11 protein-coding genes are annotated in these 13,071 nt (G+C 62.8%); all 11 read left to right on the plus strand.

Annotation, left to right across the window (positions count from 1 at the left end):
* Positions 1 to 20: 20 nt before the first annotated feature.
* The 11 genes from FJ958_RS22525 to FJ958_RS22575 all read left to right on the plus strand — a co-directional run bounded on the left by FJ958_RS22525 (position 21) and on the right by FJ958_RS22575 (position 13,062).
* Positions 21 to 947 carry a LysR family transcriptional regulator gene (locus tag FJ958_RS22525; RefSeq protein ID WP_140745571.1) on the plus strand — a complete coding sequence of 309 codons (927 nt, stop codon included), beginning with the start codon at positions 21 to 23 and terminating at the stop codon, positions 945 to 947.
* A gap of 142 nt (positions 948 to 1,089) precedes the next feature.
* Complete coding sequence (locus FJ958_RS22530) at positions 1,090 to 2,283, plus strand: FAD binding domain-containing protein (protein WP_140745573.1); 1,194 nt, start codon at positions 1,090 to 1,092, stop codon at positions 2,281 to 2,283.
* Positions 2,284 to 2,466: 183 nt separating this feature from the next.
* The gene (locus tag FJ958_RS22535) at positions 2,467 to 2,895 is read left to right on the plus strand and encodes a MarR family transcriptional regulator (RefSeq protein WP_140745575.1); all 429 of its coding nucleotides are present in this window, start codon (positions 2,467 to 2,469) and stop codon (positions 2,893 to 2,895) included.
* 99 nt (positions 2,896 to 2,994) lie between these two features.
* Complete coding sequence (locus tag FJ958_RS22540) at positions 2,995 to 3,924, plus strand: AraC family transcriptional regulator (RefSeq protein WP_140745577.1); 930 nt, start codon at positions 2,995 to 2,997, stop codon at positions 3,922 to 3,924.
* Positions 3,925 to 4,236: 312 nt separating this feature from the next.
* Positions 4,237 to 5,148: a ring-cleaving dioxygenase gene (locus tag FJ958_RS22545; protein ID WP_181176479.1), complete on the plus strand. Its 912-nt coding sequence runs from the start codon at positions 4,237 to 4,239 to the stop codon at positions 5,146 to 5,148.
* Positions 5,149 to 5,368: 220 nt separating this feature from the next.
* The gene (locus FJ958_RS22550; protein WP_140745580.1) at positions 5,369 to 6,571 is read left to right on the plus strand and encodes an MFS transporter; all 1,203 of its coding nucleotides are present in this window, start codon (positions 5,369 to 5,371) and stop codon (positions 6,569 to 6,571) included.
* A gap of 45 nt (positions 6,572 to 6,616) precedes the next feature.
* Positions 6,617 to 7,933 carry a cytochrome c gene (locus FJ958_RS22555; RefSeq protein WP_140745582.1) on the plus strand — a complete coding sequence of 439 codons (1,317 nt, stop codon included), beginning with the start codon at positions 6,617 to 6,619 and terminating at the stop codon, positions 7,931 to 7,933.
* A gap of 10 nt (positions 7,934 to 7,943) precedes the next feature.
* The gene (locus FJ958_RS22560) at positions 7,944 to 8,438 is read left to right on the plus strand and encodes a (2Fe-2S)-binding protein (protein ID WP_140745583.1); all 495 of its coding nucleotides are present in this window, start codon (positions 7,944 to 7,946) and stop codon (positions 8,436 to 8,438) included.
* The gene (locus FJ958_RS22565) at positions 8,435 to 10,663 is read left to right on the plus strand and encodes a molybdopterin cofactor-binding domain-containing protein (protein ID WP_140745585.1); all 2,229 of its coding nucleotides are present in this window, start codon (positions 8,435 to 8,437) and stop codon (positions 10,661 to 10,663) included. The genes FJ958_RS22560 and FJ958_RS22565 overlap by 4 nt, the downstream gene beginning before the upstream one ends.
* A 224-nt stretch (positions 10,664 to 10,887) precedes the next feature.
* Positions 10,888 to 12,072 (plus strand): PLP-dependent transferase, encoded by a 1,185-nt coding sequence (locus FJ958_RS22570; RefSeq protein WP_140745586.1) that lies wholly within the window; start codon positions 10,888 to 10,890, stop codon positions 12,070 to 12,072.
* 114 nt (positions 12,073 to 12,186) lie between these two features.
* Entirely contained in the window at positions 12,187 to 13,062 is an 876-nt protein-coding gene (locus FJ958_RS22575; protein WP_140745589.1) for a LysR substrate-binding domain-containing protein, read from the plus strand.
* The last annotated feature ends 9 nt before the right edge of the window (positions 13,063 to 13,071 follow it).

Genomic DNA, 13,071 nt, shown 5'->3' on the forward strand with positions numbered 1-13,071 from the left:
GCAGCACGCAACGGTGATCGATGGACAAGTTTGCCGCGCTGAGCGCGTTCGTGGCTGTGGTCGACCATGGCGGCTTCGCGCCCGCCGCTCGCCGCATGGGCCTCGCACCTTCCTCGTTGACAAGGCAAATCAATGCGCTCGAGGAAGCCCTCGGCACTTTGCTGATGAACCGATCGACGCGCAGCGTCACGCTGACGGATGCCGGAGCGCGCTATCTCGAGGATGCCCGTCGAATTCTCGACGATATGGAGAACGCCGATCGCGCCATCAGTGAAAAGGGCGGGCCGCCCAGCGGATTGTTGCGCATATCCATGCCGGTTGCCTTCGGCCGGCTGCATGTCGGGCCCGCTCTTCCGCTCTTTCTCAGGCGCTTCCCCGAGATGCGGCTCGATATCTCGCTTTCGGATGCGGTCGTGAACCTGGTCGACGAACGGATCGACATCGCCATCCGCCTCGGCGCACTGACCTCCTCGAGCTTGATCTCCCGCAAGCTGGCCCCGCACAGGCGGGTGATCTGCGCAAGTCCGGACTACATTGCGGAACGTGGCGCGCCGGCATCTCCTGGCGATCTTTCACGGTACAATTGTCTGCTGTTCGACTATCTCACGGGCGACACCACTTGGACCCTGGCCAAGGATGGAGCGCGCGAACGGGTTTCCGTTTCGGGAAACCTGCGCGCCAGCGGCTCGGAGCTTTTGCGGGAAGCGGCGATCGGCGGTGCCGGGCTGATCATGATGCCGACATGGCTGGTCGGCCCCGACCTTTCCGAGGGTCGGCTGGTGCCGGTTCTGGAAGAGTGGTCCGTCAGCCCTGGTTCGGCGGAAGGCGCCATCTGGGCTCTCTATCTCTCCAGCCGGCGCGGATCGCGCAAGGTCGGCTGCTTCCTGGATTTCCTGGTGGACCATTTCGGATCGCCGCCCTACTGGGATGCGGCGACGGGTGGCTGAGCCCTGCTGCGTAGTCGCGCGTTTTTCTTGTCTCTTGATCGTGCGATCTTTGCGCTCAGCGCAAAGAAGACCGCAAACATCGCTTGATTATCGCTTCGTTCCTGGGCGTCCATATTGATGTCATCAAGCAAGCAGGTGACATATGCGGGACGCTTTCTCACAGACGACGAACTCCGCTACCAAAGCGCGCCGCGCTATCGTCATCGGCGGTTCGCTCGGCGGCCTGTTCGCCGGCAACATACTGCGCAGCGTCGGTTGGGAGGTTGATGTCTTCGAGCGCTCCGCGGGCGATCTCGACAGCCGGGGTGGCGGCATCGTGCTCCAGCCGGACGTTGTGGAAGTATTCCGTCGTTCTCATGCCACGATCGACAAATCCGTCCTCGGTGTCCAGTCGCGATACCGGACCGTCTTCCGACCGGACGGCTCGATCGAGTCAAAGCACATCGCGCCACAGACGCAGACCTCCTGGTCGCTGATCTACACAACGCTGAAGGCCGCCTTCGGCGAAGAGCACTATCATCGGGCCAAAACCCTGCTGCGCGTCGAACAGCATGAAGCCGCAGGGAGCGTGACCGCGATTTTTGACGACGGCACCCGGGAAATCGGCGATCTGCTGATCGGCGCGGATGGCGGCAATTCCACGGTGCGACGCCAATATTGGCCGCACTTGCAGCCGCGCTACGCCGGATACATCGCCTGGCGTGGTCTGTTGGCGGAGGACCGTATGCCGCCGTCCTCTCGCGACACGCTGCATGGGGATTTCGGTTTCGCCAACAACAAGGGCTCTCACATTCTCGGCTATCTTGTACCGGGTGCCGACAACGACGTCCGTCCCGGCCACCGGATCTACAATTGGGTCTGGTACCGCGTCGCCGATGAAAAGATGCTGGCCGAGGTGATGACCGACCGCGACGGAAAATCCCGTGGCTATGCGATCCCGGAGGGCCTCTTGGCGGATCGCTGGGTGGATCATGTTCACCGAGAGGCTCGGGATCTTCTGCCGCCCGGGTTTCGCGATGTCGTGCAGGCGACGCCACAACCCTTCGCGCAGGGAATCCGCGATCTCGCCTCGGATCGGATGGTGTCAGGACGCGCGGTCATCCTTGGCGATGCTGCCTCGATCCCACGTCCACATACGGCCGCCAGCACGTTAAAGGCCGCCGCCAATGCCATTGCGCTTGCCGATGAACTCGTCGCGTCCCCGGAAGACATCGACGCAGCGCTCGCGCGGTGGGAAGTGCCACAGGTGATGTACGGCAAATACCTTGAAAAGCAGGGCGTCGAGACGGGGAACTATCTTCTCTTCCACAACCGTCCAAGGCAGGCCACCGGTTAGATCGCACCATGGTCGCCGCATCGTCGGCGCCTTGCCGGCCCCAACAAACACGACACACTTGCAATTGTCGCACGATTGTTTATCGTGACATATATATTTTACGGCTGGGTGCAACAGGGGTTCAGGTATGGATGGATCGGTTGGAATGCACGGCTTGTTGTCCAGCGGTTAGCAGGTCCAGGGATGCTCTCGCTCGAACAGCACATTTGTTTCGCGGTCTATTCGACCGCCCATATGTTCAATCGCTTGTACCGGCCCATGCTCGAGGAGCTTGGGCTGACCTATCCACAATATCTGACGCTCGTGGTTTTAAGCCAGGAGGGAGCTCGATCCGTCGGCTCGATCGGAGACCGATTGAAGTTGGAGTCGAGCACGCTGACGCCGATGTTGAAGCGCCTCGAAAAGTCCGGCCTGATCATCCGTCGACGGGATACGAGAGATGAACGCATCGTGCATATCGGTCTTTCACCGGCAGGTCGAAAAATTCTGGAGAAAATCCCGCCGATCAATGTCGCCATTGCCGACGCGATCGGCGAGACGGATGAAGGCCGGGAGGAAATCCGACGCGCGCTCGTCGCCATCCGTGATCGACTGGAAGCGGCCATTGGTTGAATTGCTCTGCTCGCTGCGAACTCGGGCTCAGGCTTTTAAAATGGTGTCTCGGCATCAGGATGATTTGAACTTTTTCGGTATGTCCACAGGCGGTTTGTCATGCTCATGAAATCGTCGACGACGAGTGAAAAAATAGGCTTCTTCGGCCCGCGCGTTTCCGAGCATTTCGGGATGCCCGGAAGATCGATCATCGAGTTTCAACTCGACGGAGAGTTGGGACTGGCGGCGACCCATTTGTCCTGCGAGCGCCGTTTCAGGGACCGGACCGGTCCGGCCCCCTGCGAGAATGCGTTCTCGATCCTGCATCAGCTCGACGAATTGGAATGCCGTTCCTGCTGGGTTGGCGGCCATCGTCACAGTTCGGGCCGGGTGGAGGCCAAAGAGGTCGACGTGCTCGATCTGCGCGATACTCCGCAATGGCAATTTCGAGGGCGCTTCGAGGCATTGCAATTCTACATTCCGTTCCGAGCACTTTCGGCGTTCGCCGACCAATATGGTGGGCGACCCATCTCGACCTTGCATTGGGAGGCCGGAGTTCCCGACAGGATTCTGGGAGGATTGTCGGACGCGCTCATCCAGGCCGCTGCCGTGGTCGGCTCCAACCAACTGCTGATTGATCAGCTTGCAATCAGTCTTCTGACCCATTTTGCGGGAGCTTATGGCGGGCTCGATACCGCTGCCGGTCAGCCTGGCCGTCTGGCGGCGTGGCAAGAGCGCCGAGCCAAGGAAATCATGACGATGCGCCTGGCTTCCGCTCTGACGATCACGCAGGTGGCGAGCGAATGCCGACTGACGCCAAGCCACTTCGCGCGTGCATTCCGTCGGAGCATGGGCGTGGCACCGCACCGATACTTGACCCAGTTGCGTATCGGCGAAGCAAAGAAACACCTCGCCGCGCAGCATTCCTCGCTTTCAGACATTGCCCTGATTTGCGGCTTCGGTGATCAAAGCCACTTCACGCGCGTATTCCGACAATTCACCGGCGTAAGTCCCGGTGCATGGCGTCGACAAGTTGGGAACAACCCGTAGCGGCGCCGGCGGCCACGCGGTCATTGCCGGCAAGCGCAATCTTTCTTCCGCACAAATTTACTGCCGCTCGCGGCCCCACACCTTTGCGTGTGGGCAGCGGGCGACACATGCGCTATTGGCAACGACGCCTAGCAATCGCCGAACTTCCAGCGCTCCAATACCATCGCGGTAGAATTGGCCGATGCTCACACCAACGAGGCCATGGAGTAAGTGCATGAGACAACTGGCTTTGGACCGAATTGCCAGCCATCTTAAGATCTGAGACCGAGGCGCCGCCACGTGCAGGGGACGTCAAGTATGATTGGGCGCGGCTTGCACCATGTCACGGTGATTGCGACGGATGCGGCCCGCAACCTTGATTTCTATTCAAGATTTATCGGCATGCGTTTGGAGAAACGGACCGTAACTCATGAGGATCCGGGCGCCTATCACCTCATCTATGGGCGAGGCGACGGTGCGCCTGGAGGTCATCTGTCCTTCTTTTCCTGGGCCAGCGCGACAGCTGCTGCGAAGCAATCCATGGATGCTGAACTCATTTTGCTCGGAGTTGCTCCCGACGCGCTCGATTGGTGGGAAAGTCGTCTTACACGCTGCGCCATACCCTACAGGCGCGAACATCTGCCCTTATGCGGGACGGGGCTGATCTTGGAGGATCCCGACCACGCGCAACTGGCGCTTGTGGCCGCGGAGCCGATCTCAGGAGCCGTGCGGCGAACTCCCGGCTTTCCCGCAGCGGTCGCTGTCAATGGTCTGGTCGGCGTCTCTCTCAGCATCCAGGCAACCGGGCTGATGGGGGAGATTCTGACCGACGTCCTGGGGTTCACGGAAATCGGCCAGGAAGGAGATTGGACCGCGTTCTCTGCCCACGCTGGGCCTGGTGGAAAACTCTACCTGCACAGGCGGCGCGGGGAACCCCGCGCCAGATTGGGGGCGGGGGCCATCCATCACGTGGCGTTCAGGGCGAAGGACGAAGCTGACCAGTCGGTGATGGCCGAGATCCTGATGGAACGTTTCGGCATTGCCGCGAGCCCGCCCAAGGACCGATACTATTTCCGTTCGATCTATTTTCGTGGGCCGGATGGCCTGCTGATCGAGATATCCACCGACGGTCCGGGTTTCCTTCTCGACGAGACGCAAGAGGAGCTGGGGACTCGCCTTATCTTGCCTCCCGGGCTCGCCGACCGCCAAGAGGAATTGATGCGGCTCCTGCCACCACTCGACTGATCCGTCGCGCGGCCGTCGCAGCGATATCGCGTCAAGAGGCGCCATCGGTGCAGGCACTGCTTATCGCGATTCCATTCAAGCGACGATGCAAATCTGCAATCCCGGACCGCCGGCAATGAATTATCCTGCGCGCACACCGACGCCATTGAGCAGATGAGCAGATCCAGCCCTCATTGAATTCTCCGATGGCGCGCAAACCTGCTTCAGGAGAGGTTGACTGATGAAACAGGAGGGTATCGCTGTCCCGCTCCCACTGGTGTTGCGAGGCTCGGCAATCTATGCCCTGGCGTGTGCCGCGGGCATCGCCGTGGCGAATATCTACTACAATCAGCCGATGCTCGGCCTCATCGAGGAGGCGTTGCCCGGCCGGCTGACGGGATTGGTCCCGACCGCAACCCAACTCGGCTACGCCTGCGGACTTTTTCTGCTCGTCCCTCTAGGCGACATCGTTGAACGGCGACGGCTGATCGTGCTGCAGTTCGGTTTCCTCGCCATAGCGCTTGTGCTGGCGGCAATCGCCCCGAACGCATTGCTCGTCGTCCTTGCCTCTCTCGTGGTGGGGCTCTCGGCTACGGTCGCTCAGCAGATCGTTCCATTGGCCGCACATCTCTCACCGCCGGAGCGGAGAGGAGCTGTTGTCGGCACGGTCCTGGCGGGCATTCTGACCGGCATCCTTTTGAGCCGGACACTCGCCGGCTTCGTGGCAACCCATGCGGGGTGGCGAGAAATGTTCTGGCTGGGCGTGCCGATGGCGCTCGCGGCGGGTGGGCTGATGTGGCTGATCCTGCCGCCCACGCCGCCTGAATCTCGCCTTGGCTATGGAAAGCTGCTGCGTTCGATCTTCGGTCTGTGGCGCGAATTTCCAGCCTTGCGGCTCGCGGCCATGACTCAATCGCTTGTCTTCGCGGCCTTCACCGCATTCTGGACGGTGCTCGCATTGCGGCTTCAGGCGCCGCCATTCCGCCTTGGAGCGGATATTGCCGGGCTGTTCGGCGTCATCGGCGCCGTCGGCATCCTGGCAGCGCCGCTGGCCGGTCGGTTCGCCGATGCACGTGGCCCCGCGCCGGTCGTCGCTATGGGAGCGATTGTAACATTGGTGTCCTGGGTCGTCTTCGGGGCCTGGACCTCGCTCCCCGGATTGATCGTCGGTGTCGTGCTGCTCGACTTCGCCGTGCAGTCCGCTCTGGTCTCGAACCAGCACATCGTCTTCGCGCTGCGACCTGAAGCGAGAGCCCGGCTCAATACTGTCCTGATGGGCGCAATGTTTCTTGGTGGCGCGCTCGGCTCGGCAGGCGGCACGACGGCCTGGCAACTCAGCGGCTGGACCGGCGTGGTCGGGCTCGGTCTGACTTTCGCCCTTGTCGCGACTGCGATGCAATTTGCGAGCATCGCTCGCGGCCTGCGCCGGGCGCGCGGTTCCTGACGTTTTCGCCGGCACAATCGCGTTGCGAAAAGGGAGCAGCGGATCATGCGTCTCAAAACCATCCTCGGCACCGGCGTCGCTTTGGCCGTATTCGCCGGCGGCGCCGCGCTTGCCTATGCCTGGCGGTCCGAGATCGCTCCAACCGCCACGCCCGCGCCGGCGGGCTTCGATCCCAAGCTCGTGGCCGAGGGAAAGGAGCTGGCCCTCATCGGCGATTGCCGAACCTGTCACACGGCTCCCGCCGGTCGGGTCTTTGCCGGCGGCCTGGCAATGCCTACTCCTTTCGGCACCATCTACTCCACCAACATCACGCCGGACCGGGAAACGGGGATCGGCTCCTGGTCGGAGGCGGCGTTCGCGCGGGCGATGCGCGAGGGCGTCGACCGGGAGGGCCGTCATCTCTATCCTGCTTTTCCCTATGACCACTTCACGCTGACGAGCAGCCAGGACATCAGGGCGCTCTACGCCTACTTCATGACGCGAGAGCCGATAAGCGCCAAGGCACCTGCCAACAAACTTGCATTCCCTATCAACATCCGGCTCGTTCTGGCTGGCTGGAAGCTGCTGTTCTTTAGCCAGAAGCAGCTGCAGCCCGATCCCACCAGGGACGAGCAGTGGAATCGCGGGAGGTATCTCGTTGAGGGGCTCGGCCATTGCGGTGCCTGCCATACGCCGCGGAACCCGTTCGGGGCGGAAGACAAGTCGCACGCCTTCGAGGGCGGCGAGGTCGAGGGCTGGCGCGCCTATGCGCTCGGCAAGGCCTCCGAGGCGTCGATACCGTGGACGGCGGATGCGCTGGAGAGCTACCTAGCCGAAGGCTACCATCCTGATCACGGTGTGGCCCGGGGGCCGATGGCCGCCGTGACGGAGAATCTGTCCCAGGTGCCGCGACAGGAACTGGCCGCGATGGCAGCGTATCTGGCTTCACTTGAACCGGCCATCTCATCCCCGTCCAAGCCGGCAGCCGTCGCTTCGCCGCCGCTGCCGCAATCCGCCGGCTTCCAGATCGCAACGCCGCCGGCGCCATCCGATTCCGGTGCGCGCCTCTACGCCAACGCCTGCGCTTCCTGCCACGATTCCGGCCGGACACTCCGGTTGGGAGCAGTGCCGCTTCGTCTGTCGACGGCGGTATCGGGAGAAGGTCCGGAAAATCTGATGACCTTGATCCTGAATGGCATTCCGGCCGCCAACAATGGCGCGGCTCCCATCATGCCTGGCTTTGGTGATGCCATGGCCGACGAACAGATCATCAGCTTGGCGCGCTATCTGCGCCGAGATATCGCAGCACGCTCCGATTGGCCTTCGCTGGAGGCCAGTCTCCGACAGGCCCGTGTCGCACGGACGGTCAGCCGAGCGAGATGAGGAGGATATGATGGCTACAGTGACGATCAACGGCACGTCCCACACCGTCCGGGCAGCACCCGACACACCGCTCCTCTATGTCTTGCGCAACGAGCTGAAACTCAATGCCGCCAAATTCGGTTGCGGCCTCGGCCAATGCGGTGCCTGTACCGTCATCGTCGAGGGCGAGGCAGTGTTTTCCTGCGTCACGCCGGTCGAACTGGTCGACGGGCGTGCCGTGACGACGCTCGAGGGGCTTGGTACCAGGGAGAAGCCCGGCGTCCTGCAACAGGCGTTCATCGACGAGCAGGCGGTCCAGTGCGGCTACTGCATTCCAGGTATGATGATGCGTGCGCAGGCGCTGCTTCAGCGCAATCCGCGCGTCTCCGATCGACAGATCCGGGAAGAGCTGGAGCCGCATCTTTGCCGCTGCGGTACGCATATGCGCATCCTGCGGGCGATCCGCCGCGCAGCCGATCGTCTGGTGGACCAAGCAACGTCCGCCGGGACGGGAGGCCGCTCATGAGCACGATGCTGTCCAGGCGCGCCGTCCTTTCGGGAGCAGGCGCCCTCACGCTGGCGTTCAGCCTGTCGGGCGCGCGAGCGCAGATGGCAGCCGGCGAGGTCGATGTGCCGCCAAAGCGCGGGCTCCCTGGCAGCCTCGACGGCACGCCACGGCTCAACGCCTGGATACGTATCGACGCAACCGGGGCCGTCACCATCCTGACCGGCAAGGCCGAACTCGGCCAGGGCCTCAGGACCGCGATCCTCCAGATCGCGGCGGAGGAACTCAAGGTCCCCTTCGACCGGCTCACGCTGGTGACGGCCGACACCGGCCGGACCGCCAATGAGGGCTACACCGCGGGCAGCCATTCCATGCAGGATTCCGGCACCGCGATCCGCAATGCGGCCGCGCAGGTGCGCGAGATTCTGATTCAGGAGGCAGCGCGCCGACTGTCGATTCCGGCCGAGACACTTCATGCTGCCGATGGGTCCGTTGCGGGTGCGGGTAACCTTCGCGTAAGCTATGGCGAGTTGGTCAGCGCAGAACTGTTGGACGTCGACGCCCAACCGGTCTCAAAGCTGACCGCCACTTCCGAATTCACCGTAATGAACCGCTCGATTGCGAGGGTCGACATCCCGGGCAAGGTCACGGGGGGCGAGGCCTATGTTCAGGATCGCCGTCCGGAGGGCATGTTGCATGCCCGGATGATCCGGCCGCCGAGCTACGGGGCCGAGATCATCCAACTCGATTCCGCCCTCGTCGAAGCGGTGCCCGGCGTCGTCAAGGTTCTTCGCGACCGCAATTTCCTCGCCGTCGTGGCTGTCGATGAATGGACGGCGATCCAGGCGATGCGCCGCCTCTCGACGCTCGCAAGCTGGAGCGAAGAGGCTGAATTGCCTGACAGCGCAAAGCTGGCGGACGCGCTCACGGTGCTGCCCTCGCACGACACCGTCATCCTCGACACAGGCAAGCCCGGTGCATCGGGCAAGGTCGTCGAAGGACACTTCGCCAGACCCTATTTGGCTCATGGCTCGATCGGCCCGTCCTGTGCCATCGCCGAAGCCGCCGACGGGGCGGTGACGGTCTGGACGCACACGCAGGGTATTTATCCGTTGCGCCAGGCGATTGCCGGCATGCTGAAGCTGCCGGTCGACAAGGTGCGATGCATCCACACGGAAGGATCGGGTTGCTACGGACACAACGGCGCCGATGATGTGGGAGCCGACGCGGCGCTGATAGCGATGGCCTTGCCGGGCCGGCCGGTGCGCGTGCAATGGATGCGCGAGCAGGAGCATTCCTGGGAACCCTTCGGGCCCGGCATGGTGACCTCGGTGCGCGCGGCGGTCGACGATGCCGGGGCCATCACCGACTGGCACTATGAGGTATGGAGCCAGTCCCACATGATGCGGCCGGGGCAGTCGGGCACGTTGCTGGCCGCGCGCGACAAGAGCGATCCGGCCCCGCCGCCTCCGCCCATCGAGATTGCACAGCCGGAAGGCGGCGGCGACCGCAACGCGATCCCGCTCTATCGCTTCCCGAATTCACGGGTGGTCACCCATTTCCTGCCCGAGATGCCCTTGCGCGGGTCCTCGATGCGCTCCCTTGGCGGTTATCTCAACGTTCTGTCGATCGAAAGCACGATGGACGACCTGGCCCATGCTTCGGGGCAGGATCCGGTCGACTTCCGCCTGCGCTTTCTCGAGGAAGACCGTGCTCGAGCCGTGGTCGAGAAAGCTGCCACGGACTTCGGCTGGAGCAGGCGCCCACCGCTTCCCGCCGGGGGCGGCTACGGTTTCAGTTTTGCCCAATACAAGAACCTGGAGGCCTATTGCGCCATCGCATTGGAGATATTCATCGATCCTGAAGCCGGCGACGTCCGCATCCGCCGCGTGAATGCCGCCGTGGACACCGGTGAGGTCGTCAACCCTGACGGTGTCAGGAACCAGATCGAGGGAGGCATCGTCCAGTCCGCGAGCTGGACGCTTTTTGAGCAAGTCACATTCAATCGCAAGCGCATCACCTCGTTCGACTGGTCGTCCTATCCAATCCTCAGGTTCTCCAGCGTGCCGGAGAGGATTGACGTCGCCATCATAGACAGACCTGGCGCTCCTTTCCTTGGCGTGGCCGAAGCCGCGCAGGGCCCGGTTGGCGCGGCACTGGCAAACGCAATCCGCGACGCCAGCGGCCAGAGGTTGCGGCAGCTTCCGTTCACGCCGGCTCGCATCCGGCAGGCATTCGGTCGATGATGGGCGGACGGTCCAGCCCGCTGCGGACGGGCGGAAGATGACCTCCGCCGACGTGTCGATTTGCGCTGAACGAGAATTCGTTGCGTCTGCCGCCATGCTCCAGTGTGTGCATTTCGAACGGATGTCTCGTTCCCATAACCGTCAGTTATGAACTCATACCCCACCTTTGCTGTTCGCACCCTCCGGTCTGGTCTATCTACCTGCCAGCTCCAGAGGAATTTACGATGCAAGATCTGACACGTTGCGTTCATCACCCCGTCGTTTCCCAGGAAGGTTTTGCGAGCCTTGCCGTGCCGACCTACAGAGCGTCGACGATCGTCTATCCGGACGCGAAGTCATTCTCCAATCGCGGCAAGCGCGGCTTCGATGGCTACACCTATGGTCTTCACGGCACGCCGACGACACGAACGCTGGAAGCGCAGCTGACCTTGCTGCATGGCGGCGTGAGGACCGTGCTGGTGCCGTCGGGACAAGCCGCCGCCTCGATGATCCTGCTCACCTTCCTGATGCCCGGCGACCGGGTGCTGATCCCCGACAATGTCTATTCGCCGGTCCGCTATTTCTGCGCCGATTACCTCAAGCCGCGCGGCATCGACTATGGCGTATACGATCCCCTGATCGGCGCCGGCATAGCGGGTGAAATCGACGAGCGCACCAAGCTTGTGTGGATCGAGTCACCCGGCTCCGGCACGATGGAAGTCCAGGACGTGCCGGCCATCATCCAGGCGGCAAAGGCCAGGGGCGCGCTGGTCGCCTGCGACAATACCTGGGCCTCGCCGCTGCTGTTCAAGCCGCTCAAGCATGGCGCCGATTTCGCGGTCGAGGCGCTGACCAAATATATTGGCGGCCATTCCGACCTGCTCCTTGGATCGATCACGGTAGCCGACATTGAATTGCGCCAGCGCATAAAGCTGGTGCTGCGCGACATGGGCATCGGCGTGTCCCCCGACGAAGTCTCGCTGGCCCTGCGCGGGATCGAGACGATGGGGGTGCGGCTGCGCCATGTCGGTCGCGTATCCGAGGAGTTCGCGCAGGCGCTCCAGAAAAGTGAGGCCGTCGAACAGGTCCTGCACCCGGCACTCCCTTCCTGCCCCGGACACGAATTCTGGAAGCGCGACATTGGCGGTTCGTCCGGTGTCTTCAGCGTGGTGCTGAAGCCGGGAGCAGAGGCCAATCTGGAAAAGGCAATGACCGAGCTGAAGATCTTCGCCATCGGCGCATCCTGGGGCGGAACGCGCAGCTTGATCGCCACGACCGCCTTGAAGGATGAAAGAACGGTCAAGCCCTGGACCTCGAAGGGCGTCGTCCTGCGCATCTGCATCGGGCTCGAGGACGAACAGGACCTCTGGCAGGATCTGTCGGCCATGCTGAGCAAGCTCTCGGCCAAGCAATTGACGGACGGAGCCTGAGGACGTCGGCCCCGACAGACATTTGGAGCACCATGCCGCTGCCGTCGAAGAGCGGACGTATCGTGCATCTTGGCGATTGGCGGCGTTTGCAATGTTCAAATAAAGTCCGGGCCGATGAACTACCGCCAACTCGAAATCTTCGCCGCCGTGATGCGGACAGGTACGGCATCGAAGGCGGCCGAGCTGCTGGGCATCACTCAGCCGGCGGCGAGCCGGGCCTTGGTGGAGCTCGAAGGCAGCCTGGGTTTTTCACTTTTCGACAGGGTGAGGCAACGGCTTCTGCCGACTCCGGAGGCATGGCAGCTTTACCGGACGGTGGAAGCCTCGTTCCGAGGCCTCGACACCATCAAGACGGAGGCCGCCCGGATCCGCGACCAGGGCACCGGCAGGCTGAGGATCGCCTCGCTTTCGCTGCTGGGCTCGACATTGGTGCCGCGGGCGATCGGGCGCTTCCGGGCGCACCATCCCGACATCAGCGTCACCTTCCATGTGCTGTTGTCGCGCGACGTCCGGGATCTCGTGGCGTCAGGCCAGTTCGATGTCGGACTGGCGGCTGATGAAATCGATACCACCGGGATCGCACATCAGCTGTTCCTTTCGCCCAACGCAATGATCGCGATGCCCGTCGGCCATCCGCTGTCGGAACGGTCGGTCATCAAGCCGGCGGACCTGAGCGGCCATCCTTTCATCGCCTATGTCCCGGAGGATCGTGCCCGGCAACGGCTGGAAGCAATCCTCGCCCAGGTCGGCGTCAAGCTCAACATCGTCGTTGAGACCATCTACGCCTCCACCGTATGCTCGCTTGTTGTAGAAGGTGTCGGCATCGGGCTGGTGAGCCCGTATGTGTTGAGCTCGCTGGACAAGTCGCGGATCGTCCTGAAGCCCTTCGAACCATCAGTCCAGATCCGAACCCTCCTGGTTCTGCCGCCGGACAAGCAGAAATCGCTGCTGGTGCGCGATTTCATAACGGCGCTCATGGAATCGCGCTGATCGCGGCCA

Origin of the sequence: Mesorhizobium sp. B2-3-5 (assembly GCF_006442395.1) — a bacterium.
In the GTDB taxonomy this organism is placed as follows: Bacteria; Pseudomonadota; Alphaproteobacteria; order Rhizobiales; family Rhizobiaceae; genus Mesorhizobium.